The organism is Enterobacter huaxiensis, assembly GCF_003594935.2.
GTDB classification, from domain to species: Bacteria; Pseudomonadota; Gammaproteobacteria; order Enterobacterales; family Enterobacteriaceae; genus Enterobacter; species Enterobacter huaxiensis.
The window spans coordinates 2,709,391-2,736,234 of sequence record NZ_CP043342.1; the positions used below are offsets into that span (position 1 = coordinate 2,709,391).

General features: G+C 56.5%; 26 protein-coding genes. 18 read left to right on the forward strand and 8 right to left on the reverse strand.

The genetic code is table 11. From position 1 onward, the window contains the following. Positions 1-47: 47 nt before the first annotated feature. A complete protein-coding gene (gene fumA / locus D5067_RS12920) occupies positions 48-1,694 on the reverse strand; it encodes a class I fumarate hydratase FumA (protein WP_119934472.1) in 1,647 nt (548 codons plus the stop codon). A 199-nt stretch (positions 1,695-1,893) separates the two neighbouring features. On the opposite strand from fumA, the gene manA reads away from it, so the two are divergent. Together manA and D5067_RS12930 are read left to right on the forward strand one after the other, a co-directional pair. Beyond that, entirely contained in the window at positions 1,894-3,069 is a 1,176-nt protein-coding gene (gene manA / locus D5067_RS12925) for a mannose-6-phosphate isomerase (RefSeq protein ID WP_119934473.1), read from the forward strand. A 99-nt stretch (positions 3,070-3,168) separates the two neighbouring features. Continuing rightward, positions 3,169-4,695, forward strand: coding sequence for a YdgA family protein (locus D5067_RS12930; protein WP_119934474.1), 1,527 nt, complete (start codon positions 3,169-3,171; stop codon positions 4,693-4,695). 102 nt (positions 4,696-4,797) lie between these two features. Here D5067_RS12930 and D5067_RS12935 read toward each other — a convergent pair whose 3' ends face one another. After that, a complete protein-coding gene (locus D5067_RS12935) occupies positions 4,798-5,826 on the reverse strand; it encodes a Mal regulon transcriptional regulator MalI (RefSeq protein ID WP_119934475.1) in 1,029 nt (342 codons plus the stop codon). Positions 5,827-6,004: 178 nt separating this feature from the next. Between D5067_RS12935 and malX the strand changes: the two genes are divergently transcribed. The 3 genes from malX to add all read left to right on the forward strand — a co-directional run bounded on the left by malX (position 6,005) and on the right by add (position 9,915). After that, on the forward strand, positions 6,005-7,597 hold the full coding sequence (gene malX, locus D5067_RS12940) for a maltose/glucose-specific PTS transporter subunit IIBC (RefSeq protein ID WP_119934476.1): 1,593 nt from the start codon (positions 6,005-6,007) through the stop codon (positions 7,595-7,597). A 47-nt stretch (positions 7,598-7,644) separates the two neighbouring features. Continuing rightward, a complete protein-coding gene (locus tag D5067_RS12945; protein WP_119934477.1) occupies positions 7,645-8,817 on the forward strand; it encodes a MalY/PatB family protein in 1,173 nt (390 codons plus the stop codon). Between the two features lie 96 nt (positions 8,818-8,913). Then, on the forward strand, positions 8,914-9,915 hold the full coding sequence (add, locus tag D5067_RS12950) for an adenosine deaminase (protein WP_119934478.1): 1,002 nt from the start codon (positions 8,914-8,916) through the stop codon (positions 9,913-9,915). Between the two features lie 54 nt (positions 9,916-9,969). On the opposite strand, the gene D5067_RS12955 is transcribed toward add, so the two are convergent. Beyond that, complete coding sequence (locus tag D5067_RS12955; protein ID WP_119934479.1) at positions 9,970-11,010, reverse strand: oxidoreductase; 1,041 nt, start codon at positions 11,008-11,010, stop codon at positions 9,970-9,972. Between the two features lie 244 nt (positions 11,011-11,254). On the opposite strand from D5067_RS12955, the gene blr reads away from it, so the two are divergent. From blr to gstA, 12 genes are all read left to right on the forward strand, one after another. Next, positions 11,255-11,380 carry a division septum protein Blr gene (blr, locus tag D5067_RS12960; protein ID WP_168192639.1) on the forward strand — a complete coding sequence of 42 codons (126 nt, stop codon included), beginning with the start codon at positions 11,255-11,257 and terminating at the stop codon, positions 11,378-11,380. A gap of 232 nt (positions 11,381-11,612) precedes the next feature. Then, positions 11,613-11,828, forward strand: a complete 216-nt coding sequence (gene ydgT / locus D5067_RS12965; RefSeq protein WP_006174966.1) for a transcription modulator YdgT — start codon at positions 11,613-11,615, stop codon at positions 11,826-11,828. Positions 11,829-11,913: 85 nt separating this feature from the next. Beyond that, positions 11,914-12,354: a DUF2569 domain-containing protein gene (locus D5067_RS12970; protein ID WP_119934481.1), complete on the forward strand. Its 441-nt coding sequence runs from the start codon at positions 11,914-11,916 to the stop codon at positions 12,352-12,354. Between the two features lie 76 nt (positions 12,355-12,430). Next, entirely contained in the window at positions 12,431-13,012 is a 582-nt protein-coding gene (gene rsxA, locus D5067_RS12975) for an electron transport complex subunit RsxA (RefSeq protein WP_119934482.1), read from the forward strand. Then, the gene (gene rsxB / locus D5067_RS12980) at positions 13,012-13,590 is read left to right on the forward strand and encodes an electron transport complex subunit RsxB (RefSeq protein ID WP_119934483.1); all 579 of its coding nucleotides are present in this window, start codon (positions 13,012-13,014) and stop codon (positions 13,588-13,590) included. Before rsxA ends, rsxB begins: the two co-directional genes overlap by 1 nt. Next, a complete protein-coding gene (gene rsxC / locus D5067_RS12985; RefSeq protein WP_119934484.1) occupies positions 13,583-15,607 on the forward strand; it encodes an electron transport complex subunit RsxC in 2,025 nt (674 codons plus the stop codon). Before rsxB ends, rsxC begins: the two co-directional genes overlap by 8 nt. Then, positions 15,608-16,660, forward strand: a complete 1,053-nt coding sequence (gene rsxD / locus D5067_RS12990; protein ID WP_119934485.1) for an electron transport complex subunit RsxD — start codon at positions 15,608-15,610, stop codon at positions 16,658-16,660. Between the two features lie 10 nt (positions 16,661-16,670). After that, a complete protein-coding gene (rsxG, locus tag D5067_RS12995; RefSeq protein WP_119934486.1) occupies positions 16,671-17,291 on the forward strand; it encodes an electron transport complex subunit RsxG in 621 nt (206 codons plus the stop codon). A 2-nt stretch (positions 17,292-17,293) separates the two neighbouring features. After that, positions 17,294-17,980, forward strand: coding sequence for an electron transport complex subunit E (locus D5067_RS13000; RefSeq protein ID WP_119934487.1), 687 nt, complete (start codon positions 17,294-17,296; stop codon positions 17,978-17,980). Further along, complete coding sequence (gene nth, locus D5067_RS13005) at positions 17,977-18,612, forward strand: endonuclease III (RefSeq protein ID WP_119934488.1); 636 nt, start codon at positions 17,977-17,979, stop codon at positions 18,610-18,612. The genes D5067_RS13000 and nth overlap by 4 nt, the downstream gene beginning before the upstream one ends. Before the next feature lie 609 nt (positions 18,613-19,221). Continuing rightward, complete coding sequence (gene dtpA / locus D5067_RS13010) at positions 19,222-20,730, forward strand: dipeptide/tripeptide permease DtpA (RefSeq protein ID WP_119935434.1); 1,509 nt, start codon at positions 19,222-19,224, stop codon at positions 20,728-20,730. Between the two features lie 105 nt (positions 20,731-20,835). Further along, positions 20,836-21,441 carry a glutathione transferase GstA gene (gene gstA / locus D5067_RS13015; RefSeq protein WP_119934489.1) on the forward strand — a complete coding sequence of 202 codons (606 nt, stop codon included), beginning with the start codon at positions 20,836-20,838 and terminating at the stop codon, positions 21,439-21,441. A 60-nt stretch (positions 21,442-21,501) separates the two neighbouring features. Here the strand turns inward: gstA and pdxY are convergent, their stop codons facing one another. The 5 genes from pdxY to anmK form a co-directional block, all read right to left on the reverse strand. Beyond that, positions 21,502-22,362, reverse strand: coding sequence for a pyridoxal kinase PdxY (gene pdxY, locus D5067_RS13020; RefSeq protein WP_119934490.1), 861 nt, complete (start codon positions 22,360-22,362; stop codon positions 21,502-21,504). A gap of 66 nt (positions 22,363-22,428) precedes the next feature. After that, a complete protein-coding gene (gene tyrS, locus D5067_RS13025; RefSeq protein WP_119934491.1) occupies positions 22,429-23,703 on the reverse strand; it encodes a tyrosine--tRNA ligase in 1,275 nt (424 codons plus the stop codon). A gap of 125 nt (positions 23,704-23,828) precedes the next feature. Continuing rightward, complete coding sequence (gene pdxH / locus D5067_RS13030) at positions 23,829-24,485, reverse strand: pyridoxamine 5'-phosphate oxidase (RefSeq protein WP_119935435.1); 657 nt, start codon at positions 24,483-24,485, stop codon at positions 23,829-23,831. Between the two features lie 57 nt (positions 24,486-24,542). Beyond that, complete coding sequence (gene mliC / locus D5067_RS13035) at positions 24,543-24,866, reverse strand: C-type lysozyme inhibitor (protein ID WP_119934492.1); 324 nt, start codon at positions 24,864-24,866, stop codon at positions 24,543-24,545. A gap of 94 nt (positions 24,867-24,960) precedes the next feature. Continuing rightward, positions 24,961-26,085: an anhydro-N-acetylmuramic acid kinase gene (gene anmK / locus D5067_RS13040; protein ID WP_119934493.1), complete on the reverse strand. Its 1,125-nt coding sequence runs from the start codon at positions 26,083-26,085 to the stop codon at positions 24,961-24,963. A gap of 255 nt (positions 26,086-26,340) precedes the next feature. Here anmK and slyB point away from each other — a divergent pair, with 255 nt between their 5' ends. Further along, positions 26,341-26,808, forward strand: a complete 468-nt coding sequence (slyB, locus tag D5067_RS13045) for an outer membrane lipoprotein SlyB (RefSeq protein ID WP_119934494.1) — start codon at positions 26,341-26,343, stop codon at positions 26,806-26,808. The last annotated feature ends 36 nt before the right edge of the window (positions 26,809-26,844 follow it).

Sequence of the window (26,844 nt, forward strand, 5' to 3'; positions counted from 1 at the left end):
ACGCGTAGGCCGGGTAAGGCGCAGCCGCCACCCGGCAATTTACAGAATTACTTCACGCACGCCGAACACTGGGAAGACTGGATCTGTTTGAAGAAGTCATTGCCTTTGTCATCAACGAGGATAAACGCCGGGAAGTCTTCCACTTCAATTTTCCAGATGGCTTCCATACCCAGTTCCGGATATTCCACACACTCCAGGCTCTTGATGCTGCCCTGCGCCAGAACCGCAGCCGGGCCGCCAATGCTGCCCAGATAGAAACCGCCGTGCTTGTGGCAGGCGTCCGTCACCTGCTGGCTACGGTTGCCTTTGGCGAGCATAATCATGCTGCCGCCGTTGGCCTGCAGCTGGTCAACGTAGGAATCCATACGGCCCGCCGTGGTTGGCCCTAACGAGCCGGAGGCGTAGCCGTCGGGCGTTTTCGCCGGGCCTGCGTAGTAGATCGGGTGATCTTTAATATACTGCGGCAGCCCTTCGCCGTTATCCAGACGCTCCTGAAGCTTCGCATGGGCGATATCGCGGCCTACGATAATCGTGCCGTTCAGGGAGAGGCGTGTTGAAACCGGATATTGCGAAAGCTGCGCCAGAATCTCACTCATCGGACGGTTCAGGTCGACGCGAACCGCTTCACCCTCACCCGCTTTGCGCAGCTCTTCCGGAATGTATTTACCCGGGTTGTTCTCCAGTTTTTCGATCCAGATGCCGTCGCGGTTGATCTTCGCTTTAATGTTACGATCCGCGGAGCAGGAAACGCCCATGCCGACCGGGCAGGATGCGCCGTGGCGCGGCAGGCGGATCACGCGGATATCGTGCGCGAAATATTTACCGCCAAACTGCGCGCCAAGCCCCAGGTTCTGCGCTTCGGTCAGCAGTTCCTGCTCGAGCTGAACGTCCCGGAACGCCTGGCCGTGCTCGTTCCCTTCCGTTGGCAGCCCATCGTAGTATTTCGTCGACGCCAGCTTGACGGTTTTCAGGGTGCTTTCAGCGGACGTTCCGCCAATCACAAACGCGATGTGGTACGGCGGGCAGGCTGCCGTCCCGAGGGTGCGCATTTTCTCTACCAGATAGTTCTTCAGCTTGCCCGGCGTGAGCAGCGCTTTGGTTTCCTGGTAGAGGTAGGTTTTGTTGGCCGAACCGCCGCCCTTGGCGATGCAGAGGAATTTGTACTCGTCCCCGTCGACGCTGTAGAGGTCAATCTGCGCGGGCAGGTTGGTGCCGGTGTTGACCTCTTTGTACATATCCAGCGCCGCGTTTTGCGAGTAGCGCAGGTTGTCTTCGATGTAGGTGTTGTAGACGCCGTGCGCCAGCGCGGCTTCGTCACCGCCGCCGGTCCAGACGCGCTGGCCTTTTTTCCCGGTAATAATCGCGGTGCCCGTGTCCTGGCAGGTCGGCAGAATGCCCTTCGCGGCGATATCAGAGTTGCGGAGGAACTGCAGCGCAACGTATTTATCGTTCTCGCTGGCCTGCGGATCGCTCAGGATATCGGCAACCTGCTGCTGGTGCGCAGGACGGAGCATAAAAGAGGCGTCGTGGAAGGCCTGCTGGGCCATCAGCGTCAGCGCCTGCGGGTCAACTTTGAGGATTTCCTGCCCTTCAAACTCAGAGACAGAGACGTAATCGCGGGTTAACAGGTAATACTCGGTCCGATCCTTACTTAGAGGGAAAGGATCCTGATAGTAAAAAGGTTTATTCGACATTGTTCTCTCACTTACTGCGTCGGTCTGATTATTCAGGGCAGATGTTCCGCTGCCCGGCTTAAAAGCGAGTTAGCTTATCCTACACAATTTTTTAACAAAAACTGAGACTAGTACGACTTTTTACATCCGCAGGTTACTTCCATCCGGTTTATTGCTTTAATACCCGCAGTTAATTCCACATTTGAATCAGGGCTTGATAATGCAAAAACTCATTAACTCAGTGCAAAACTACGCCTGGGGAAGTAAAACTGCGTTAACGGATCTCTACGGTATCGCCAACCCGAACAACCTGCCGATGGCGGAGCTGTGGATGGGCGCACACCCGAAGAGCAGCTCAAAAATTGAAGACGCCAGCGGACAGGTTCGCAGCCTGCGCGACGCGATCGACGCAGACAAAGCCGCACTGCTCGGCAACAACGTGGCGAATCGCTTCGGTGAACTGCCGTTCCTGTTTAAAGTGCTGTGTGCCGACCAGCCGCTCTCCATTCAGGTTCACCCGAACAAAAAAGCCTCTGAGCTGGGCTTCGAAAAAGAGAACGCGGCGGGCATTCCGCTAGACGCCGCCGAGCGCAACTACAAAGATCCGAACCACAAGCCGGAGCTGGTCTTCGCGCTGACCCCCTTCCTGGCGATGAACGCGTTCCGCGAATTCTCAGAGATTATCTCCCTGCTGCAGCCCGTGGCCGGGGCTAACAAGGCTATCGCCCATTTCCTCGAAAACCCGAATGCAGAAGGCCTGAGCCAGCTGTTCGCCAGCCTGCTGAATATGCAGGGCGAGGAAAAATCTCACGCGCTGGCGGTACTCAAAGCGGCCCTGAACGGTCAGCAGGGCGAGCCGTGGGACACTATCCGCGTGATTTCCACCTTCTACCCGGACGACAGCGGCCTGTTCTCTCCGCTGCTGCTGAACGTGGTGAAGCTGAACCCGGGCGAGGCGATGTTCCTGTTTGCCGAGACCCCGCACGCCTATCTCCAGGGCGTGGCGCTGGAGGTGATGGCCAACTCCGACAACGTGCTGCGCGCGGGCCTGACGCCAAAATACATCGACATCCCCGAGCTGGTTGCCAACGTCAAGTTCGAGGCAAAACCGGCTGCAGAGCTGCTGACCCAGCCGGTGAAAAACGGCGCAGAGCTGGACTTTCCGATTCCGGTAGACGACTTTGCTTTCTCTCTGCATGATCTGAGCAGCGCCGAAGCGACCATTGCACAGGACAGCGCGGCTATCCTGTTCTGTGTGGAAGGCGAAGCTACGCTGCATAAAGGTAGCGAACGTCTGGTGCTCAAACCGGGTGAATCCGCATTTGTCGCGGCGAATGAGTCGCCTGTAAGCGTGAGCGGCACCGGTCGTCTGGCGCGCGTTTTCAATAAGCTTTAAGCACTTACTGAATTTTTTAACAACTCTTGCTAAGCTAATTGAAGGCTTTACATCTCCGGGCGGTTTTTACCGCCTGGTTTCATTTTAGGGATAGTCGCAATGAAAAAATCGGTCGTAGCGGTAGGGGTGATTGTTGCTTTAGGCGTGGTCTGGACGGGTGCCTCCTGGTTTACCGGGAAACAGCTGGAAAGCCGTCTGGCAGAAATGATGGCGCAGGCAAACAGCGAACTTAAGCGCAGCGCGCCTGAAGCGGGTCTGGAGCTGAGCTACCAGAATTACCAGCGCGGCGTGTTCACCAGCCATATGCAGGTGGTTGTTAAGCCGGTAGCCGGCAACGCGAACGCGTGGCTGAAACCGGGCCAGAGCGTGGTGCTGGATGAGGTGGTGAGCCACGGCCCGCTTCCGCTGGCGCAGTTAAAATCCTTTAACCTGATCCCCTCTATGGCCTCAGCGCATACCGTGCTGGTCAAAAACGACGTGACGAAGCCGCTTTTCGACATCGCGAAAGGCGAGTCGCCGTTTGAGATCAATACCCGCATCAGCTATGCCGGAGCCACCAGTTCCGATATCGCCCTGAAGGCGCTGAACTACGAAAACGGTAACGACAAAGTTGCCTTCAGCGGCGGTGACTTTACGCTTGAGGCCGATCGCGACGGAAAAAATGTCTCGCTCACCGGCGATGCCGAAAGCGGCCTGGTCAATTCCGTCAACGAATACAATCAGAAAGTACAGCTTACCTTTAACAACCTCAAAGCCAGCGGCAACAGCCGTATGACCGATTTTGATGAGCGTATCGGTGACCAGAAGCTGAGCCTGGATAAGATCGCGATTGCGATTGAAGGCAAAGAGATGGCCGTACTGGAAGGCATGGATCTTGACGGTAAATCAGACGTGTCTAAAGACGGTAAGAGCATCAATACTCAGCTCGATTACACGCTGAAAAGCCTGAAGGTACAGAATCAGGATCTGGGCACCGGCAAGCTGTCGCTGAAGATCGGCAATATCGACGGTCAGGCGTGGCATGAGTTCAGCCAGAAATACAGCAAAGAGAGCCAGGCGCTGCTGACCGATGCCGCCCTGCAGCAGAACCCTGTCGTTTATCAGCAGCAGGCGATGGCGGTGCTGTTCAACAACCTGCCTGTACTGCTGAAAGGCGAGCCGGTCATTACCGTTGCGCCGCTGAGCTGGAAAAACAGCAAAGGCGAGACCAACCTTAACCTGTCGCTGTTCCTGAAAGATCCGGCAACCGCAGCCGGCGAAGCGCAGACGCTGGCGCAGGAAGTGGATCGCAGCGTGAAGTCGCTCGACAGCAAGCTGGTCATCCCAATGGACATGGCCACCGAGTTCATGACGCAGATTGCGAAGCTGGAAGGCTACGGTGAAGAAGACGCCGGCAAGCTGGCGAGCCAGCAGGTGAAAGGCCTGGCGGCAATGGGGCAGATGTTCCGCATCACGAAGGTGGAAGACAACACCATTTCCACGAGCCTGCAGTATAGCAACGGCCAGGTAACCCTCAACGGCGATAAAATGCCGCTGGAGGACTTTGTTGGGATGTTTGGTATGCCGACGCTCGGTATGCCGGAACCGGCTGAACCTGCAGCGCCGCCTGCGGTACCGCAGCAGTAATGGTCAAAACCCCTCGCATGAGGGGTTTTTTATTGCCGGGTGGCGCTGACGCTTGCCCGGCCTACGATCCCGAGCCGCTGTAGGCCCGGGCAAGCGCACGGACTATTTCACCGTCACCAGCCGGGCCGACACTATCTGGTGCCCCGCCTGCACGTCTGATTTCTCAATCCGCTGCATCATTCTGTCCGCCAGCGTGTAGCCCATCTCTCGCGCAGGGGTGGTAGCCCAGACGATAGGCAGATCGTCGAGGGCATTTTCACCGACATCCGCAAAGGCGCCCAGCGCCACCTGATGGCCGAAGAAGGTTTCCACGCCGCCTTCCCCGCTTTGGCGCCCCGCGCGGATCAGGCCGAACCAGGCGCCCATCGCAATGACGTCGTTATAGCAAATCACGGCGCTGATGGTCGGGCTGGCGCGCAGCAACGCACCGATCGCCTCCGCGGCTTTCTTCTGGCTGGACTCACACTCCACGACCCATTCGCTGTGAAACGGTAGCCCGTATTTAATCAACGTTGAGCAATAGCCGCCGACCCGCTCGGCGCGCGTCAGGGAGGAACTTTGTCCACCAAGCCAGGCGATGCGCTGATGACCACGGCGAATAAGATGCTCGGTCAGCATTTGTGCAGCCTGCATGTTGTCCGGGCGCAGCGTATCGGCTTCATCGAGATAGCTGGCGCGCGAGGCAAACACCAGCGGCACGCCCTTCTCTGCGGCACGCTCACACAATTCACTGCCAACGCCCGACGCGCCGGCAACGATCACGCCGTCAACGCCCTGCGTCAGCAGCATATCGAGGCGCGACAGGAGCTGGTCGGCTTCGCGGCCACCGTGAAGCAGAAAGACCATCCGCCCCTGCGCCTCCAGCGCTTCGGTCAAACCGGCGGTAAGCTCGGCATAAAACGGAGAGGTCAGGTCACGGACAATCAAACCAATCACGCCGCTTTGCCCGCCGCGCAGCGCGGAAGCCTGACGGTTGCGCACAAACCCCAGCTGCTCGACGGCCTCGTTGACGCGCTGACCCGTCGCAGGAGAGATACGCCCCTTCCCGCTCAACACCAGTGAAACGGTGCTGACGGATACGCCAGCCGCCAGGGCGACATCGTTGATGGTGATCTTTTTCGCTACGGCCATGTGTTGGCGTGACTCCCTGATAATGAGATCGGTAAAACGTTTTATCAATACGTTATCTTTATACTACCAGTAAAAGCCTGAGAATGTGATTTAGCGCGCACTAAAGTTTGATAAAACGTTTTATCTTCTCGCTGCATTGACGCAGGTAAATCATTTTAAACCATCAAGGAGTCGTTATATGACGGCGAAAGCAGCACAAAAAATATCGCTGTGGGAGTTTTTCCAGCAACTGGGTAAAACCTTTATGCTGCCCGTGGCGCTTCTCTCATTCTGCGGGATCATGCTGGGGATCGGCAGCTCCCTGAGCAGTCATGACGTCATCACGCTGATCCCGTTCCTCGGCAACCCGGTGCTGCAGGCGATCTTTATCTGGATGAGCAAGGTCGGCTCCTTTGCGTTTAGCTTCCTGCCCGTGATGTTCTGTATCGCTATCCCGCTGGGGCTGGCGCGTGAAAATAAGGGCGTCGCGGCCTTTGCCGGCTTCGTCGGCTATGCGGTAATGAACCTGGCGGTGAACTTCTGGCTGACCGCGAAAGGCATTCTGCCAACGACCGATGCAGCGATCCTGAAAGCGAACAACATCCAAAGCGTCATCGGTATTCAGTCCATCGATACCGGGATCCTCGGCGCGGTTATCGCCGGCGTTATCATCTGGATGCTGCATGAGCGCTTCCACAACATCCGCCTGCCGGATGCCCTCGCGTTCTTCGGCGGCACCCGCTTTGTGCCGATTATCACCCTCGTGGTGATGGGCCTGTTTGGTCTGATCATCCCGCTGATTTGGCCCGTCTTCGCGATGGGTATCACCGGCATTGGCCGCATCATTAACGGCGCCGGCGATTTCGGCCCGATGATCTTCGGTACCGGCGAGCGTCTGCTGCTGCCCTTTGGCCTGCAGCATATTCTGGTTGCCCTGATCCGCTTCACCGAAGCGGGCGGCACCATGGATGTGTGCGGTCACGATGTGAGCGGCGCGCTGACCATCTTCCAGGCGCAGCTGAGCTGTCCGACCACGCATGGCTTCTCCGAGAGCGCGACCCGCTTCCTCTCGCAGGGTAAAATGCCTGCCTTCCTCGGCGGCCTGCCGGGTGCAGCGCTGGCAATGTACCACTGTGCTCGCCCGGAAAACCGTCATAAAATTAAGGGGCTGCTGATTTCCGGCGTGATCGCCTGCGTGGTTGGCGGCACGACCGAGCCCATCGAGTTCCTGTTCCTGTTCGTTGCGCCAGTGCTGTATCTCATCCACGCCGTTCTGACCGGTCTGGGCTTTACCGTGATGGCCGTGCTGGGTGTGACCATCGGTAACACCGACGGCAACGTCATTGACTTCGTGGTGTTCGGGATCCTGCACGGCTTGTCCACCAAGTGGTATCTGGTGCCGGTTGTGGCAGCGATTTGGTTCGCGGTGTACTACGGTATCTTCCGCTTCGCTATCACCCGCTTTAACCTGAAAACACCGGGGCGCGACCTGGATACCGCCAGCAGCGTTGAGCAGGCGGTTGCCGGTACGGTAGGAAAATCTGGCTACAACACCCCTGCCATTCTGGCGGCTCTGGGCGGTGCGGATAACATTACCTCACTGGATAACTGCATCACCCGCCTGCGTTTGTCGGTGGCGGACATGTCCAAAGTCGATACCAATGCGCTGAAGGCCAACCGCGCCATCGGTGTGGTACAGTTGAACCAGCATAATTTGCAGGTGGTCATCGGCCCGCAGGTGCAGTCAGTGAAAGACGAGCTGGCCACCCTGATGCGAACAGTAGAAGCCTGATGCCTCAGCCCCCTCTATGAGGGGGTTTTACTTTAAGGATGAACGTCATGTTTGATTTTTCCACCGTCGTGGATCGTCACGGCACCTGGTGCACCCAGTGGGATTACGTCGCTGACCGCTTTGGCGCTGCCGATCTGTTGCCTTTCACCATCTCAGATATGGATTTCGCCACGGCGCCCTGCATTACCGATGCGCTGCATCAGCGTATCAACCACGGCGTGTTTGGCTACAGCCGCTGGAAGAACGAGGAATTTCTGGCCGCCGTCGCGCACTGGTTCCAGCAGCGCTTCAACAGCCGCATTGATACCGAATCCGTTGTGTATGGCCCTTCCGTTATCTACATGGTCTCTGAGCTGATCCGTATCTGGTCACGGCCCGGCGACGGCGTGGTGGTGCATACACCGGCGTACGATGCGTTCTTTAAAGCGATTGAAGGTAACGCGCGCAACGTCGTTACGGTCGCGATGAAGAAGCAGGCGACCGGCTGGATGGGCGATATGGCCGCGCTCGAAGCAGAACTGGCGAAACCGGAAAATTCAATTTTACTGCTGTGCAGCCCGCAGAACCCGACCGGGAAAGTATGGACCCGCGACGAGCTGGCCCAGATGGCCGAGCTGTGCGCGCGCTATGACGTGGCGGTGATTAGCGATGAAATCCATATGGACATGGTATGGGGAGACCATCTCCATACGCCGTGGAACGAGGTGGCCCGGGGAAAATGGGCGCTGCTGACCTCCGGTTCCAAGAGCTTTAACATTCCGGCGCTCACCGGGGCATACGGGCTGATCGGCGATGACGAAAGCCGCAACGCTTATCTGAGCGCGCTCAAAGGCCGCGACGGCCTTTCATCCCCTTCCGTGCTGGCGCTCACCGCACACATTGCTGCCTATGAGCAGGGTGAAGCCTGGCTGGACGCGCTGCGGGCCTACCTTGAAGAAAATCTATACTTTATCTCGAAGGCGTTAAACAGCGCATTTCCGGCGCTAAACTGGCAGCCTCCTGAGGCAACCTACCTCGCCTGGATTGATCTGAGCCCTTTGAATATTGATGAACATGCGCTGCAAAAGGTCCTGATTGAGCAGCAAAAGGTAGCCATCATGCCGGGATATACTTACGGCAAGGAAGGCAATAATTTTGTCCGTCTGAACGCTGGCTGCCCGCGTAGCAAGCTGGAACAGGGCGTCCAGCGCCTTATCGCCGGGATCAACAGCCTGCTGTAATCCATTTGCGCAACGGAATATTCCCTTGCGCAAATAGCTTTTTACCTCGTTTTGTTTTTATAATATGGCGCACTTTAACCAGCAAAGAGTGCGACCATGATTGATACACGCCTGCCTTTAACTGATATTCACCGTCACCTGGACGGCAACATTCGTGCCCAAACTATCCTCGATCTTGGCCGCCAGTTTAATTTAACGCTACCCGCCGAAACGCTTGAGACCCTGGTCCCGCACGTTCAGGTCACTTCGAATGAACCGGATCTCGTTAGCTTCCTGAGCAAACTCGACTGGGGCGTGAAGATGCTGGCCTCACTGGATGCCGTCCGCCGCGTGGCCTTCGAAAACATTGAGGATGCGTCCCGCAACGGCCTGCATTACGTTGAACTGCGTTTTTCGCCGGGCTATATGGCCATGACCCACGGCCTGCCCGTTGCTGGCGTCGTTGAAGCCGTGATCGACGGCGTTCGTGAAGGCTGTAAAACCTTTGACGTGCAGGCACGTCTGATCGGTATTATGAGCCGCACCTTCGGTGAAGCGGCCTGCCTGCAGGAGCTGGAAGCGCTGCTGGCGCATCGCGACCAGATCACCGCTGTTGACCTGGCCGGCGACGAGCTCGGCTTCCCCGGCAGCCTGTTCCTTTCCCATTTTAACCGTGCGCGCGATGCGGGCTGGCACATCACGGTTCACGCAGGCGAAGCGGCGGGCCCGGAAAGCATCTGGCAGGCTATTCGCGAGCTGGGCGCGGAGCGTATCGGACACGGCGTAAAGGCCATCGAAGACCGCGCTCTGATGGATTTTCTCGCAGAGCAGCGCATCGGCATTGAATCCTGCCTGACGTCCAACATCCAGACCAGCACGGTGGCCTCGCTGGCGCAGCATCCGCTAAAAACATTCCTGGAGCACGGCGTGCTGGCAACCCTGAATACGGACGACCCGGCCGTTCAGGGCGTTGATATTATTCACGAATACAACATCGCCGCGCCGCAGGCTGGGCTGAGCCGCGAGCAGATCCGCCAGGCGCAGGTTAACGGACTGGAGATTGCGTTCCTGACGCCTGAAGAGAAGCAGGCGCTTCGGGATAAGGTGGCAACCGCGTAAACCCTTTGCCGGGTGGCGGCTACGCCCTACCCGGCCTACAAAAACATTCAGAACTTATGCCAGACAGAGCGTGGCGCGATGTTTGGCAGATTCGATGCCCAACTCAATCAACTCCATGATTTGAATCGCCTGGCTGGCCGGAACCGGATTCTCGCCCACGCCGTTCAACGCATCACGGATTGCCGCATAAAAAGCCGGATAGTTCCCCGGAATGGTCAGCAGCGTTTCCTGAACCCGCTCCTCGCCCTCCGCTCGCGTCACCACACCGTCACGCATGTCGTACCCCCAATCCTCCTGGGGCAGCCGCTCGCCGTTCTTCAGCCTGTCCTCCTGCGGATCCAGACCAAACTTAACGTAACTCCCGCGCGTACCGTGAAGGATATAACGCGCCGATTCCGCTGCCGCGAGCAGGGTTCCGTGCAGCACAACGCGGCGCTGCGGGTAGCTCAAAATGGCGTGGAAGTAATCGGTCGTCTGCGCGCCGGGCCGGAGCTGCGCCAGGTCAACGGTCATGCTCACCGGCAGGCCGAACAGATTCACGGCCTGATCGAGCAGGTGCGGGCCGAGATCGAACCAGATGCCGCTCCCGGGGCCAGGCTGCTCGCGCCACCGGTCACGCACCTGAGGGCGGAAACGGTCAAAGTGCGATTCAAAATACGCAACTTCACCGAGCGTGCCCTCGTTGAGCAACGCTTTGACCGTCAGGAAATCACTGTCCCAACGGCGATTATGAAAAACTGACAGCAGCCGACCAAGACTGCGTGCCAGCGCGTCCAGCTCGCGCGCCTGTGACAACGTCACGGTAAAGGGCTTATCGACGACAACGTGTTTCCCCGCTTCCAGCGCGGCCCTGGCCAGCGGAAAGTGTGTGTCATTGGGCGTGGGGATAACGATGAGGTCAATATTGGGGTCATTCAGCAGGTGTTTAGGCTCGGAGACAACCGGCACGCTGGGCCAGTCGGCATGGACTTTGGCTGCATCGCTGCTTGAAACCGCCGCCAGTTCCATACCTGGCGTTCCGCTAATCAACGGCGCGTGAAATGTTTTACTCGCGTACCCATAACCTATTAGCCCGACACGGATATTTTCACTCATAGTGCTGCCCTCTATAAGGAATAATCTTATTTCACACTGGCTTATCTGGCGTCACTCAAGATTAATAATGTGCCATATCACTTAAAATAGCATCTTACGCCGGGTGTTTTTGTTAAAATAATGTAACCAACTGATTTTGATTAAGGAAACCGTTCCCAAACCGCTTGCCGACGGGAATGCTGCGCTGTAACATTCGCAATCTGTATTTATGGATAAATTACAAACACGAATCATGTTATCAATTATTAATCGAATCATTGAATTAGCGGGATGGATTGTCCTTGGGGTTTCGGTCGTGTTGCTCGGCGTTGCCAGCCATATCGATAACTATCAGCCGCCGGAGCCTGTCACTGCCGCGCAGCCGAAGTAACGCCTGAGCTGTAATAAAGAGTGACACATTGTGTCAGTTACATATTGCCAGCCGTGTTGAACAGGGTTAACCTTCTCTTCCAGGCATCGTCTGATGCCTGAATTTTCATAAAGAAAACTCCTAATTTAGTCGCATTACCTGAGTGGGCCGTTTACGTCTTTATTAATCCGTTTATTATTCGATCGAATTACCTTTATGGGTATTACTCACTTTTATATGGAAACTTATTAATATGACAGTTCAGGACTATCTATTAAAATTTCGTAAAATCAATTCCCTTGAGAGCCTGGAAAAACTGTTTGACCATCTGAACTACACCCTTTCTGATAATCAGGAAATCATCAATATGTACCGCGCCGCCGATCACCGTCGGGCGGAGCTGGTTTCCGGCGGCCGTTTGTTCAACGTCGGCGAAGTACCCAAGTCCGTATGGCGTTACGTTTTATAAGAAAGTAGCCATCCGCGCGAAATGTTATATACTCTCCGCCCTGCAAATTTCTGTATAACATTTCGCGCAGACTATGGGAGATCTCATGACCGCATCGCCTAGAGAAAGAATTGGAGGCTGGTTAATCGCCCCGCTGGCATGGCTGCTGGTTGCATTATTAAGCGCATCTCTGGCGCTGCTGCTTTACACCACCGCGCTGGTTACACCCCATGCCATCCAGACGCTGATGTCTCAAAGCACGCTCAATATAGCGATGTGGTTTGTTTCATTCGTTTTCGCGATCGCCATGTGGTACTACACGCTATGGCTGACCATTGCCTTCTTTAAGCGCCGCAAGGGCGTGCCTAAGCACTACATTATCTGGCTACTGATCTCCGTGCTGCTGGCGGTAAAGGCGTTTGCCTTTTCCCCGGTGTCTGACGCTCTGGCGGTTCGCCAGCTGCTGTTCCCGCTGCTGGCGGCGGCGCTTCTGGTGCCCTATTTCAAACGCTCGGCACGCGTGAAAAAAACCTTCGTTAACCCGTAATAACCTTACAGTTAACCTGTTGTCGCCTGAAGCGGTTTATCCGATAATAGGCGGCTTTTTTATTTCAGGCTAAATAATGACCGATTACTTACTGCTCTTTGTCGGCACTGTGCTGGTTAACAACTTCGTCCTGGTGAAGTTTCTTGGCCTGTGCCCGTTTATGGGGGTTTCCAAAAAGCTGGAGACCGCGATGGGCATGGGGCTGGCGACCACCTTCGTCATGACGCTGGCGTCCATCAGCGCCTGGTGGATTGATACCTGGATCCTCATTCCGCTGGGCTTGACCTATTTACGCACGCTGGCCTTTATTCTGGTCATCGCGGTGGTGGTGCAATTTACCGAAATGGTGGTGCGCAAGACCAGCCCTGCGCTGTATCGCCTGCTGGGGATCTTCCTGCCGCTTATCACCACCAACTGTGCGGTGCTTGGCGTCGCGTTGCTCAACATCAACCTTGGGCACAATTTCCTGCAATCGGCGCTGTACGGTTTCTCTGCGGCGGTCGGTTTCTCTCTGGTGATGGTGTTATTCGCCTCAATTCGCGAGCGTCTGGCGGCGGCGGATATTCCCGCGCCGTTTCGCGGTAATGCGATTGCGCTGGTTACCGCTGGGTTAATGTCTCTTGCCTTTATGGGCTTTAGTGGTCTGGTGAAGTTGTAATGAATGCTATCTGGATTGCCATCGCGTCCATCAGCGTGCTGGGGCTAGCGTTTGGCCTCATTCTGGGTTATGCCTCCCGCCGCTTTGCGGTTGAGGACGATCCGGTCGTTGAAAAAATTGATGAACTGCTGCCGCAAAGCCAGTGTGGGCAATGCGGCTACCCCGGCTGTCGCCCCTATGCAGAGGCGGTTGGCGTGCAGGGTGAAAAAATTAACCGCTGCGCCCCGGGCGGCGAAGCGGTGATGCTGAAGATTGCCGCCCTGCTGAACGTTGACCCGCAGCCAGTAGATGGCGATGCCGAGGTACAAGAGCCGGTTCGCATGCTCGCGGTGATCGACGAAGCCAACTGCATCGGCTGCACAAAATGTATCCAGGCGTGTCCCGTTGACGCCATTGTAGGCGCAACCCGCGCCATGCACACCGTAGTGGCGGACCTGTGCACCGGCTGTAATCTCTGCGTGGCCCCCTGCCCGACGCAGTGCATAGACCTGCGTCCGGTTGAAACGACTACCGAAAGCTGGAAATGGGATCTTCAAACCATTCCGGTTCGCATCATTCCTGTGGAACAACATGCTTAAGTTATTTTCTGCTTTCAGAAAAGAGAAGATCTGGGACTTTGATGGCGGCATTCATCCGCCAGAGATGAAAACCCAGTCCAACGGTACGCCGCTGCGTCAGATTCCGCTGGCGACCCGTTACGTCATGCCGCTGAAACAGCATATCGGCGCCGAGGGCGAGCTGTGCGTAAAAGAAGGGGATGTCGTCCTTCGCGGCCAGCCGCTGACCTTTGGCCGCGGACGTATGCTGCCGGTACATGCGCCAACCTCCGGTACGGTGGTGTCGATTGCGCCTCATACCGTTGCGCACCCGTCTGCACTCTCTGAACTGAGCGTCATTATCGAAGCCGACGGTGAAGACCGCTGGATCGACCGTGACGGATGGAGCGACTACCGTAACCGTAGCCGTGAAGAGCTGATCGAGCGCGTTCACCAGTTCGGCGTGGCGGGTCTTGGCGGTGCGGGTTTCCCGACGGGTACAAAGCTGCGCGGCGGTGGCGACAAAATCGAAACGCTGATCGTCAACGCGGCGGAATGCGAACCCTATATCACCGCCGATGACCGTCTGATGCAGGATTGTGCCGCGCAGGTGGTGGAAGGCATCCGTATCCTTGCCCACATCCTGCAGCCGCGCAACGTGCTGATCGGCATTGAAGACAACAAGCCGCAGGCCATTTCCATGCTGCGCGCGGTGCTGGCCGACAGTCACGATATTGGTCTGCGGGTCATCCCGACCAAGTATCCCTCTGGCGGCGCAAAACAGCTGACGCAAATTCTGACCGGTAAACAGGTTCCGCACGGCGGACGCTCGTCTGACATCGGCGTGCTGATGCAAAACGTCGGTACCGCCTATGCGGTGAAACGCGCCGTCGTCGACGGTGAACCGCTGACGGAACGCGTTGTCACCCTGACCGGGGAGTCCGTTTCTCGTCCGGGTAACGTCTGGGCGCGTCTGGGCACGCCGGTTCGCCATCTGCTGGAGCAGGCCGGGTTCTGCCCCGGCAGTGACCAGATGGTCATCATGGGCGGCCCGCTGATGGGCTTTACGCTGCCGTGGCTGGATGTCCCGGTCGTTAAAATTACCAACTGCCTGCTCGCCCCTTCCCCAACGGAAATGGGCGAAGAGCAGGAAGAGAAAGGCTGCATTCGCTGCAGCGCCTGTGCCGACGCCTGCCCGGCGGATCTCCTGCCGCAGCAGCTCTACTGGTACAGCAAAGGCCAGCTGCACGACAAAGCCAAAGCACACAACCTGGCCGACTGCATCGAATGCGGTGCCTGTGCCTGGGTCTGCCCGAGCAATATCCCGCTGGTGCAATATTTCCGTCAGGAGAAAGCGGAAATCTACGCCATCTCGATGGAGGAAAAACGCGCTGCGGAAGCCAAAGCGCGTTTCGAAGCCCGCCAGGCTCGGCTTGAGCGTGAAAAACTCGCGCGTCAGGAACGTCATAAACAGGCCGCCGTGCAGCCAGGCGAGAAAGATCAGGATGCGATTAACGCCGCGCTGGCCCGCGTTCGCGAGAAGAAAGCGACGGCGGCCCAGACGGTGGTTATCGCCGCTGGCGAGAAGCCGGATAACAGCGAAGCGATAGCCGCGCGCGAGGCCCGCAAGGCTGAAGCGCGTGCACGCCAGGCGGAAAAAGCGCAAAGCGCGCCTCAGCCTGACGCTGAGCTCGATCCGCGCAAAGCGGCGGTTGAGGCCGCTATTGCGCGCGCCAAAGCGCGTAAAGCCGGTCAACAGGCCGTCGTGGTTGAGCCTGAGGCAGCCGATCCGCGTAAAGCCGCTGTTGAAGCCGCTATCGCCCGTGCAAAAGCCCGCAAAGCCGCCCAGCTTCAACCGGCCGCCGAGCCCGACGCGCCGGTTGATCCGCGAAAAGCAGCCGTTGAGGCGGCTATCGCCCGCGCCAAGGCCCGCAAAGCCGCACAGCAGGAAGAACAAACCGTGGCCACGAATGACGACCCACGCAAGGCCGCCGTCGCCGCTGCGATCGCGCGCGTTCAGGCGAAGAAAGCCGCACAGCAAGCAGTTAACGAGGATTAAATGGTTTTCAGAATCGCAAGTTCCCCCTTCACCCATAACCAGCGCCAGACGTCGCGTATCATGATGCTGGTTTGCCTGGCGGCGCTGCCGGGCATCGCCGTTCAGTTCTGGTTTTTCGGCTGGGGAACCCTCTTCCAGTTAGTTCTCGGCTGCGTCAGCGCCCTGGCGGCAGAAGGTCTGGTGCTGAAGCTGCGCAAAATGGACGTCTCCCGCATTCTCAGCGACAACTCCGCCCTGCTGACCGGCCTGCTGCTGGCGATCAGTATTCCACCGTTTGCCCCGTGGTGGATGGTGGTGCTCGGGACCGTCTTTGCCGTCATCATTGCCAAACAGCTGTACGGTGGCCTGGGCCATAACCCGTTTAACCCGGCGATGATTGGCTACGTGGTTCTGCTTATCTCTTTCCCGGTGCAGATGACCAGCTGGCTACCGCCGCATGAGATAGCCGCCACCGTGCCGGGCTTTATGGACGCCCTGCACGTCATCTTCACCGGCCATACCGCTCTCGGTGCAGATATGAATACGCTGCGCATGGGTGTCGACGGCATCAGCCAGGCGACTCCGCTTGATACCTTCAAAACCTCTCTGCATGCCGGACACAGCGTTGAGCAGATCATGAAATCTGCGATCTACAGCGGCATGCTGGCGGGCGCAGGCTGGCAGTGGGTCAACCTCGCCTACCTGCTTGGCGGTCTGTTCCTGCTGCAGCAGAAAGCCATCCGCTGGCATATTCCGGTCAGTTTCCTGGTGACGCTGGCGGTCTGTTCTACGCTGGGCTGGGTGTTCTCCCCTGAATCCCTCGCCAGCCCGCAGATGCACCTGCTCTCCGGTGCGACCATGCTGGGTGCATTCTTTATTTTGACCGATCCGGTAACGGCCTCGACCACCAACCGCGGCCGCCTGATTTTCGGCGCGCTGGCGGGTTTACTGGTCTGGCTGATCCGCAGTTTTGGCGGTTATCCGGACGGCGTTGCTTTCGCCGTGCTGTTAGCCAACATCACCGTGCCGCTTATCGACTACTATACGCGCCCGCGCGTTTACGGCCATCGCTGAGGATTTCGCCATGTTAAAAACCATGCAAAAACACGGCGTTACGCTGGCGGTTTTCGCCGCGGTCCTGACGGGGCTGACTGCGCTTGTTAACGCGCTGACCAAAACGACCATTGAAGAACAGGCGACTAAACAGCAAAAGGCGCTGTTCGATCAGGTCATCCCGTCCGATTTCTACGATAATGACCTGCAAAAAAGCTGCTTTGTTGTAGACGCGCCGCAGCTCGGGAAAGGCATGCATCGCGTCTTCATTGCCCGTAAAGGGGATAACGCCGTGGGCGCAGTGATGGAAACGACGGCGCCGGACGGCTATTCAGGGGCCATTCAGCTCCTCGTAGGCGCTGATTTTTCAGGTACCGTACTGGGCACCCGCGTGACTGAACACCACGAAACGCCGGGCCTGGGGGACAAAATTGAAACGCGACTCAGCGACTGGATTTTGCACTTTGCCGGTAAAGTTATCCACGGTGAAGACGATGCTGCCTTTGCGGTGAAAAAAGATGGCGGCGAATTCGACCAGTTCACGGGCGCGACCATCACCCCGCGTGCCGTGGTTAACGCCGTAAAACGAGCCGGGCTGTATGCACAAACGCTGCCCGCGCAGATCAACGGTCTTCAGGCCTGTGAGGAGTAATGATGAGCCAGGTTAAAGAGGTTATCGTCCAGGGGCTGTGGAAAAACAACTCTGCGCTGGTTCAGCTGCTGGGAATGTGTCCGCTGCTGGCCGTTACGTCGACCGCCACCAACGCGCTCGGTCTGGGGCTGGCAACCACGCTGGTGCTGACCCTGACCAACCTGTCCATCTCCGCCCTGCGCCGCTGGACGCCGTCGGAGATCCGCATTCCGATTTACGTCATGATCATCGCCTCGGTGGTGAGCGTGGTACAAATGCTGATCAACGCCTATGCGTTTGGGCTTTATCAATCGCTTGGGATCTTCATTCCGCTGATCGTCACCAACTGTATCGTCGTGGGCCGTGCAGAAGCCTTTGCGGTAAAAAACAGCCCTGCCATGTCGGCGCTGGACGGTTTCGCTATCGGAATGGGCGCGACCTGCGCGATGTTCGTGCTGGGATCGCTGCGTGAAATATTAGGCAACGGTACGCTGTTTGACGGCGCAGATGCGCTGCTCGGCGGCTGGGCGAAAGCGTTGCGCATTGAAGTGTTCCACACCGATACGCCATTCCTGCTGGCAATGCTGCCACCGGGCGCGTTTATTGGCCTTGGCATGATGCTGGCGGTAAAATACCTGATTGATGAGAAACGTAAGCGCCGCGCGGCTGAGCGCAGCGTTCAGGAAGGGATACCCGAGAAGGCTTCATGAACAAAGAGAAACGCATTGCTATCCTGACCCGCCTGCGGGACGAGAATCCTCACCCGACGACGGAGTTGAATTTTAACTCACCGTTTGAGCTGTTGATTGCGGTGCTGCTCTCTGCCCAGGCGACTGACGTTAGCGTCAATAAAGCCACCGCCCTGCTCTACCCCGTTGCCAATACGCCCCGGGCGATGCTGGAGCTGGGGGTAGACGGCGTGAAATCCTACATCAAGACCATCGGGCTGTTTAACAGCAAAGCCGAGAACGTCATCAAAACCTGCCGGATTTTACTGGAACAGCACGGGGGGGAAGTCCCGGAAGACCGTGCTGAGCTTGAGGCGTTGCCCGGCGTCGGACGTAAAACGGCGAACGTGGTGCTGAATACCGCGTTTGGCTGGCCAACCATTGCCGTTGATACGCATATTTTCCGCGTCTCTAACCACACCAACTTTGCGCCGGGCAAAAACGTTGAGCAGGTTGAAGAGAAGCTCTTAAAAGTAGTGCCCGCCGAGTTTAAGGTCGACTGCCATCACTGGCTGATCTTACACGGCCGCTATACCTGCATTGCACGCAAGCCCCGCTGCGGCTCCTGCATTATCGAAGATCTGTGCGAATTTAAAGAGAAAGTGTATTCCTGATTTTTCGTGTCCCATCGCCAGCTCAAATCCTTATCAAAGCAAGGCCTGTCTGCAGGCCTTGCTTTTGACCATAAATTATCCGTTATTACGACAGCTCGCCTTGTCGATTATTCGGCCTATTAACAGTCGAACAGGTTAATTGTTTTTTCACTACCAAAAATTTCTATACATCTGTGATCGGGATCACTCTGATAACGTCATGTTGGATTTTTGTTGTGAAAACTTGTGTAAAGCCCTTGCCCGGCAAGATTTAACCGATTCACTACCACACATACGACCAGTGATTTTTCAGAATATGGGCCATATCACTGCCTGAAGCGGCAAATAGCAGAACATATCGCCATACAACCCTTTCCAGGGGCGCCTGGCAGTGAAAAAAACCACCAATAGACAACGAATGAAATTTAACGCTGAATAACATTTGTATGACCCGTTAATTATACCGCATCAGTTATATGTAACAGAGTATTACAAACGTATTGCCAGACGCGGCCGGATAGTGAACATTACCCGCCGTTTCCCCTCCCAATATAACTATAAAGCGGATGGACTACGGTCATCACGCTATGAACACCCCCGTTAATATGGGATGTAAAAAAAGAGGTATATGTGTCTACTGCAAACAATAAACCAACAGACGAAAGCATAAGTCTTAACGCTTTCAAACAGCCCAAAGCGTTCTATCTCATCTTCTCTATCGAGTTATGGGAGCGTTTTGGTTATTACGGCCTGCAAGGGATCATGGCGGTCTACCTGGTAAAACAGCTGGGTATGTCGGAAGCGGATTCCATCACGCTGTTCTCTTCATTCAGTGCTCTGGTGTACGGTCTGGTCGCAATCGGCGGCTGGCTGGGCGATAAAGTCCTCGGCACCAAACGCGTCATCATGCTGGGCGCTGTGGTCCTGGCGATTGGTTATGGCCTGGTTGCCTGGTCAGGACATGATGCGGGTGTGGTTTATATGGGCATGGCCACGATTGCCGTGGGTAACGGTCTGTTCAAAGCGAACCCGTCTTCCCTGCTCTCCACCTGCTACAACAAAGATGATCCGCGTCTGGACGGTGCATTCACCATGTACTATATGTCCATCAACATCGGTTCATTCTTCTCTATGCTGGCAACACCGTGGCTCGCCGCGAAATTCGGCTGGAGCGTGGCGTTTGCGCTGAGCTTCGTGGGTATGCTGATCACCGTGGTGAACTTCCTGTTCTGCCGCAGCTGGGTTAAAGACTACGGTTCTAAACCGGACTTCGAACCTGTGCATATGGGTAAACTGCTCGCGACTATCGTCGGTGTGGTGATCCTTGCCGCTATCGCCACCTGGCTGCTGCATAACCAGGGCGTTGCTCGCGCCGTTCTGGGCGTGGTTGCTCTGGGTATCGTGTGCATCTTTGCGAAAGAAGCTTTCGCGATGCAGGGTGCGGCGCGTCGTAAGATGATTGTGGCCTTCATTCTGATGCTGGAAGCCATTATCTTCTTCGTACTGTACAGCCAGATGCCAACATCGCTGAACTTCTTCGCTATTCGCAACGTAGAGCACTCCATTCTGGGCATCGCGTTCGAACCCGAACAGTTCCAGGCGCTGAACCCGTTCTGGATCATGATTGGTTCCCCGATTCTGGCCGCTATCTATAACAAGATGGGCGACCGCCTGCCGATGCCGCACAAGTTCGCGGTGGGTATGGTGCTGTGCTCTGGCGCATTCCTGGTGCTGCCTCTCGGGACTAAATTTGCGTCCGACGCGGGTATCGTATCCGTTAACTGGCTGATCCTGAGCTACGCCCTGCAGTCTATCGGCGAGCTGATGATTTCCGGTCTGGGCCTGGCGATGGTTGCACAGCTGGTGCCACAGCGTCTGATGGGCTTCATCATGGGTAGCTGGTTCCTGACCACCGCAGGTGCGGCAATCATTGCCGGTAAGATTGCAAACCTGATGGCCGTTCCAGAAAACGTGACCGACCCTCTGCTCTCCCTGAACGTTTACGGCACCGTGTTCATGCAGATTGGTATCGCCACGGCAGTTATCGCTGTGCTGATGCTGCTGACCGCACCTAAGCTGAACCGTATGACTCAGGACGACGACAAATCCGCGCAGGCGAACGAAACCGCTACCGCGTAATGTCATCGGGAAACGACTGAAGAGAAGCCGCTAATGCATTAGCGGCTTTTTTTTTATCCGAACGCGCACTAACATAGCTGAAACCTCAGCAAAAAGGAGTTACCGATGAAACTGTTCTACAAACCGGGCGCCTGCTCTCTTGCTTCCCACATTACCCTGCGCGAGAGCGGCAAAGATTTCACGCTGGACGGCGTTGACCTGATGAAAAAGCGCCTCGAAAACGGCGATGACTTTTTTGCTATTAACCCGAAAGGACAAGTTCCGGCTCTGCTGCTGGATGACGGTACGCTGCTGACCGAAGGGGTGGCAATTATGCAATTCCTCGCCGACAACGTACCGGATCGCCAACTGCTGGCCCCGACGGGCAGCATTTCGCGCTACAAGACGCTTGAATGGCTTAACTACATTGCTACCGAACTGCACAAGGGGTTTACGCCGCTGTTCCGTCCGGATACGCCGGAAGAGTACAAACCCACCGTGCGCGCCCTGCTGGAGAAAAAGCTGCAGTACATTAACGACTCTTTGAAGGACGACCAGTGGATTTGCGGGGCGCGTTTCACCATTGCTGATGCGTATCTGTTCACCGTTCTGCGCTGGGCGCGTGCGGTGAAGCTGAACCTGGAAGGGTTAGACCATATTGCGTCGTATATGCAGCGCGTGGCGGAACGCCCTGCTGTGGCAGCGGCGCTGAAGGCGGAAGGGTTGAATTAATCCGAGCGTTCAGTATTGCCGGGTGGCGCTGCGCTTACCCGGCCTACAATATCCCTGCTCTTACAATTGTGTCGCGCTGAAATAATGTTCTGGTTTTGCGATACGATCCTGTGCTGCCACCACCTGCAGCTCATATTCCTGCATATTTTTCGTCGCAATCATAATTTCATAAACGGCTGCGGTCACATGCTCCAGCGCATCCCGCAGAGCCGCCCCCTGGAGCAGCTTCACCAGCAGCAGGCCGCTGGTCACATCACCGACACCTACCGGCTGACGCAGGCCGAAATCCACCAGCGGACGGCTGATGTGCCAGGCCTCGTCTTTCGTCACCAGCAGCATCTCAAAACGGTCCTGGCTGAGCCCTGCGCGCGCAAGATGCTTCACAAGGACGATCTCCGGCCCCTGAGCGATAAGTTCGCGTGAGGCGCTTACAGCCTCTTCTACGCTGTTCACCGGATGCTCGCAGAGTATCTCAAGCTCAATCAGGTTCGGGGCAATGATGTCGCTGGCCGGCAGCGCATGGCGGACGTGAAATTCAGCCACGCCTGGCGCCACAATGCAGCCCTTCTCGGGGTGGCCCATAACCGGGTCGCAAAAATATTTTGCTGCAGGATTCGCCGCTTTCACCTGGCGAACGATGCCGAGAATATGCTCACCCTGCTCTGCCGAGCCCAGGTAACCGCTCAGGACGGCATCACAGCGCTTAAGCTGATCGATATCGGCGATGCCCTGCACCACCTCGGTCAGATGAGAAGGCGGCATTACGCAGCCGGTCCATTTGCCGTATTGCGTGTGGTTAGAAAACTGTACTGTGTTGAGGGGCCAGACGTTGGCACCGAGGCGGCGCATCGGAAATTCCGCTGCGCTATTGCCAGCATGTCCAAAAACAACGTGGGACTGAATGGCGAGGATGTTCTTCATTTTTTTCTTACCAAACCCTGATAAAACAAAAGGGGCGTGGTCTCCCACGCCCCTGCATACTTTTATTTACTTCCAGCACACCAGACAGTAGTTTTTCTTGCCGCGACGCAGCAGCGTGTAGCGGCCGTACAGACGATCGCCGTCCACGAAGGTGTATTCAGGATCGGCCTGCTTCTCACCGTTAATGGTGATCGCGTTAGAGGCGATGGTTTTACGCGCCTGGCCGCGGGACGGCTGCAGCTCGGAGTCTACCAGCGCCTGCATCAGGTCTGCGCCTTTGTCCATTTCAACCATCGGCACGCCGTCCTGCGCCAGCTGCTCGAAGTCCGCTTCGCTTAAGTCGCTCAGCGTACCGTTGAACAGGCTCGCGGTAATGCGCTTCGCGGCTGCCAGACCGTCTTCACCGTGAACCAGCCTGGTCACTTCGTCCGCCAGCACGTACTGCGCGCGCGGAGCTTTACCGCTGTTTTTGTCTTCTTCTTCCAGCGCATTGATGGCTTCAATGTCCATGAAGGTGAAGAACTTCAGGAAGCGGTAAACGTCGGCATCCGCCGTGTTGATCCAGAACTGGTAGAACTTGTACGGGCTGGTTTTCTTCGGATCCAGCCATACTGCGCCACCTTCGGTTTTACCGAATTTGGTGCCGTCAGCTTTGGTGATCAGCGGTACGGTCAGGCCGAATACCTGATTCTGGTGCAGACGACGGGTTAAGTCGATACCGGAGGTAATGTTACCCCACTGGTCGGAACCGCCAATCTGCAGAGCGACGCCGTGCAGCTTGTTCAGGCAGGCAAAGTCATAACCCTGCAGCAGGTTGTAGGAGAACTCGGTAAAGGAGATGCCCTGATCGTCACGGTTCAGACGCTGCTTCACGGCTTCTTTGTTAATCATCTGGTTAACAGAGAAGTGCTTGCCGATATCACGCAGGAAGGTCAGCACGTTCATGCCGCCAAACCAGTCGTAGTTGTTCGCAGCAATCGCAGCGTTGTCGCCACAGTTGAAGTCGAGGAACGGTGCAACCTGTTTGCGGATCTTATCCACCCACTCCTGCACGGTGTCTTCGGTATTCAGTTTACGCTCAGCGGCTTTAAAGCTTGGGTCGCCAATCAGACCGGTCGCGCCGCCCACCAGTGCAACAGGCTTATGGCCCGCCATCTGGAAGCGTTTCAGGCATAACAAAGGAACAAGATGCCCCAAATGCAAGCTGTCAGCGGTGGGGTCGAAGCCGCAATAGAGCGCGATCGGGCCTTGCGCCAGTCGCTCTGCTAACGCTTCCTCGTCCGTCACCTGGGCCACGAGGCCCCGCTCTTGCAATTGTTTAATCAAGTTACTGCTTGCCATCCAATTCTCCATGTATAAACGACTGCACCTTTGCCGGTACACGACTTTTCGCCTGATGCGAAAGGAACATAGAATAAAGCGCTGGCGCACGTAGCGCTAGCGCTTAACACAACAAATTTCGGGGATTAGGGTGCCAGTCTGTCGATTTTCCAGCCGCCGTTATCGCGCTGGTATAAAAAGCGGTCGTGAAGGCGGTGTTCGCCTCCCTGCCAGAATTCCATCTGTTCAATGGGGATACGGAAGCCGCCCCAGAAGCTGGGTAGCGGAACCTCGCCCTGCTGGAACTTCTGTTTGAGCTCGAGGAATTTGCTTTCCAGCACGCCGCGGGCAGAAATGCGGCTGGACTGTTTTGAGACCCAGGCGCCAATCTGGCTGTCGCGCGGGCGGCTGTGGAAATACTTCACCACTTCCAGCGTAGAGAGACGTTCTGCTTTGCCGGTGACCATGACCTGACGCTCCAGCATGTGCCACGGGAACAGCAGGCTTATGCGCGGGTTGTTTTCAAGGTGGTGAGCTTTACGGCTGCCCAGGTTGGTGTAAAACACCAGCCCCTTTTCGTCATAGTGCTTAAGCAGCACGATGCGCTGATACGGCTGACCGTTTTCATCAACGGTTGCGACCACCATCGCGGTCGGGTCGGCAAGCTTCGCTTCGCAGGCCTGTTTCAGCCAGCGTTCAAAAAGCGCCAGCGGTTCGGCGGGAAGATCCTGGCGACGCAGGCCGCCTTTGGTGTATTCACGGCGCAGATGCGCAATTTGCTGCAGTTCGTCGTTATCTGACATGGCGTTAGCTGAAATAGACATTGGGTGGCGCTATTGTGCGCCGCCCCTGTGAAAATCTCAACGCTTCGGATTTTCGAGCTGGCAATTGTTCAGCACGGTGCGGTCGCGTTTATACACCGTAGCGCTGTCGCCTTTGGACCAGAAGACGTAGATCCCGTCCGTATAGCGCGCGCCAGAGGCGGACATCCCCTGCTTCAGGGTCAGCAGCTTGTTGTCATAAATAAAGCTGGCTTCCTGACGCGGATTATTCAGCTTCACCGTTAACGGCTTTTCATCACAGCGGTATTCGAGGGTATCGGTCTGCATGCGGTCAACCAGCTGGTTATAGACGCTACAGCCTGACAGTAACAAAGGGGCGGCAATAAGAAGGAGTTTTTTCATGTGCGTATTCCGAAGACTATCCTGGTCCCGGAGGGCGTTACTGCCCTCCTGTTTTCAGCACATCTTAACGGCTATGCGCGGCGCTGAATTTCAGTTAACTCTGATTATGACGTGGATTCGCCGGGAAAATCGCACCGAGTACGCTCGCTTCCCGCGCCCCGGTCACTGACGGTAAATTTCCTGGCAGCCCGGCAACGGTACGCCATGCCAGCCAGGCGAAGGCCAGCGCTTCCATATCATCGCCGCTAATTCCCGCTTCATCGGTGGTCGTCACCTCGGTGCCGGGTAACAAACCGGCGAGGCGTGCCATCACCAGCGGATTCCTGCTTCCGCCGCCGCACACCAGCAGGCGCTCGCAGCCGCCGCTGAGAAGAACCTGTTCCGATATTGAGACAGCCGTCAGTTCGGCAAGCGTTGTCTGCACATCCTGAGGGGCAATCGCCGGGAACTGCGCCAGCTGGCGCTCAAGCCAGCGGGCGTTAAAATATTCACGACCGGTGCTTTTCGGCGCAGGCTCAGCAAAATACGGATCGCTTAGCATGGACTGCAGAAGCGGGAGGATCACTTTCCCCTCGCTGGCCCACTGCGCATCTTTATCATAAGCCTTGCCACACTGACGCCAGATCCAGGCATCCATCAGCATGTTACCCGGCCCGGTATCATATCCGCGAACCGGCTGGCCGGGGATCAGCATCGACAGGTTAGCAATGCCGCCAATATTGAGCACCATCCGGCGTTCTACCGGGTGCGCAAGCAGCGCCTGATGAAATGCAGGCACCAGCGGCGCGCCCTGCCCGCCCAGCGCGATATCACGACGGCGGAAATCCCCCACCACGGTCACTCCCGTCTTCGCCACAATTTGGTTATTGTCACCAATTTGCATCGTATGAGGCGCCTCACCGGTGGGTTCATGCCAGACCGTCTGGCCATGGCAGCCAATGGCCACGATATCCTGCGGCTGCAGTTTTTCTTTGTGCATAAGCGCCAGCACGGCATCCGCAAACAGCGCACCCAGCCTTACATCCAGCTGCCCAAGCTGTGAAAGCGTGAGTTGCTGCCCCTGACAGATGTTCAAAATGTCCTCTTTCAATGAGACGGGGATGGGCCAGCTCAGGCTTGCCTGCTGCGCCACCATGTTTTCATCAATGGCGGCCAGAACGACATCAACACCGTCAAGACTGGTGCCTGACATCACACCGATATATCGACCCGATTTCATGCGCTTTCCTTACGTTGAGTGGGCTAACGACATCCACTCCACCATAAACGGCGATGCTTTGCTATCCGGGGATAATATTTTTTAACAATGTCAGACCAATGCCGCAGAGGCCGCTTCGTTTATGTCTCGTTAAGTCAAATTCAAGTACAATTTTCCTATTGTTAGTGCAAAGATATGAACTATGGTCCGTAATGCCATATAATTTAGCCATAACGGATGCTCGATTTGAGCGTTTTTGGTGAACAGGAGAGTCAAATGATTTTACGTGTACTGGGCGTTTCGCTGATTGGTTTAACCCTGGCTGGTTGTGTGAATGACAGTTCACTATCCGGCGACGTATATAGCGCATCTGAAGCTAAACAGGTTCAGAACGTGACTTACGGTACCATTGTTAATGCTCGTCCTGTTCAAATCCAGGGTGGCGACGAAAATAACGTGGTTGGCGCACTCGGCGGCGCCGTGCTGGGCGGCTTCCTGGGTAACACCGTAGGGGGTGGTACAGGTCGTTCTCTGGCAACAGCCGCAGGTGCAGTGGCCGGTGGTGTTGCGGGCCAGGGCGTACAGGGCGCAATGAACAAAACGCAGGGCGTTGAGCTGGAAATCCGTAAAGACGACGGTAACACCATCATGGTTGTGCAGAAACAGGGTAGCACCCGCTTCTCCGCAGGCCAGCGCGTGGTTCTGGCAAGCAATGGGCGCCAGGTTACCGTTTCCCCGCGTTAATCCCTTCCTGGATGTGGTCCATCGACCACATCCATT

Bases quoted from the DNA above. Each gene is read 5' to 3' on its own strand.
- fumA (WP_119934472.1), bottom strand. From the start codon at position 1,694: ATGTCGAATAAACCTTTTTACTATCAGGATCCTTTCCCTCTAAGTAAG.
- manA (WP_119934473.1), top strand. From the start codon at position 1,894: ATGCAAAAACTCATTAACTCAGTGCAAAACTACGCCTGGGGAAGTAAA.
- D5067_RS12930 (WP_119934474.1), top strand. From the start codon at position 3,169: ATGAAAAAATCGGTCGTAGCGGTAGGGGTGATTGTTGCTTTAGGCGTG.
- D5067_RS12935 (WP_119934475.1), bottom strand. From the start codon at position 5,826: ATGGCCGTAGCGAAAAAGATCACCATCAACGATGTCGCCCTGGCGGCT.
- malX (WP_119934476.1), top strand. From the start codon at position 6,005: ATGACGGCGAAAGCAGCACAAAAAATATCGCTGTGGGAGTTTTTCCAG.
- D5067_RS12945 (WP_119934477.1), top strand. From the start codon at position 7,645: ATGTTTGATTTTTCCACCGTCGTGGATCGTCACGGCACCTGGTGCACC.
- add (WP_119934478.1), top strand. From the start codon at position 8,914: ATGATTGATACACGCCTGCCTTTAACTGATATTCACCGTCACCTGGAC.
- D5067_RS12955 (WP_119934479.1), bottom strand. From the start codon at position 11,010: ATGAGTGAAAATATCCGTGTCGGGCTAATAGGTTATGGGTACGCGAGT.
- ydgT (WP_006174966.1), top strand. From the start codon at position 11,613: ATGACAGTTCAGGACTATCTATTAAAATTTCGTAAAATCAATTCCCTT.
- D5067_RS12970 (WP_119934481.1), top strand. From the start codon at position 11,914: ATGACCGCATCGCCTAGAGAAAGAATTGGAGGCTGGTTAATCGCCCCG.
- rsxA (WP_119934482.1), top strand. From the start codon at position 12,431: ATGACCGATTACTTACTGCTCTTTGTCGGCACTGTGCTGGTTAACAAC.
- rsxB (WP_119934483.1), top strand. From the start codon at position 13,012: ATGAATGCTATCTGGATTGCCATCGCGTCCATCAGCGTGCTGGGGCTA.
- rsxC (WP_119934484.1), top strand. From the start codon at position 13,583: ATGCTTAAGTTATTTTCTGCTTTCAGAAAAGAGAAGATCTGGGACTTT.
- rsxD (WP_119934485.1), top strand. From the start codon at position 15,608: ATGGTTTTCAGAATCGCAAGTTCCCCCTTCACCCATAACCAGCGCCAG.
- rsxG (WP_119934486.1), top strand. From the start codon at position 16,671: ATGTTAAAAACCATGCAAAAACACGGCGTTACGCTGGCGGTTTTCGCC.
- D5067_RS13000 (WP_119934487.1), top strand. From the start codon at position 17,294: ATGAGCCAGGTTAAAGAGGTTATCGTCCAGGGGCTGTGGAAAAACAAC.
- nth (WP_119934488.1), top strand. From the start codon at position 17,977: ATGAACAAAGAGAAACGCATTGCTATCCTGACCCGCCTGCGGGACGAG.
- gstA (WP_119934489.1), top strand. From the start codon at position 20,836: ATGAAACTGTTCTACAAACCGGGCGCCTGCTCTCTTGCTTCCCACATT.
- pdxY (WP_119934490.1), bottom strand. From the start codon at position 22,362: ATGAAGAACATCCTCGCCATTCAGTCCCACGTTGTTTTTGGACATGCT.
- tyrS (WP_119934491.1), bottom strand. From the start codon at position 23,703: ATGGCAAGCAGTAACTTGATTAAACAATTGCAAGAGCGGGGCCTCGTG.
- pdxH (WP_119935435.1), bottom strand. From the start codon at position 24,485: ATGTCAGATAACGACGAACTGCAGCAAATTGCGCATCTGCGCCGTGAA.
- mliC (WP_119934492.1), bottom strand. From the start codon at position 24,866: ATGAAAAAACTCCTTCTTATTGCCGCCCCTTTGTTACTGTCAGGCTGT.
- anmK (WP_119934493.1), bottom strand. From the start codon at position 26,085: ATGAAATCGGGTCGATATATCGGTGTGATGTCAGGCACCAGTCTTGAC.
- slyB (WP_119934494.1), top strand. From the start codon at position 26,341: ATGATTTTACGTGTACTGGGCGTTTCGCTGATTGGTTTAACCCTGGCT.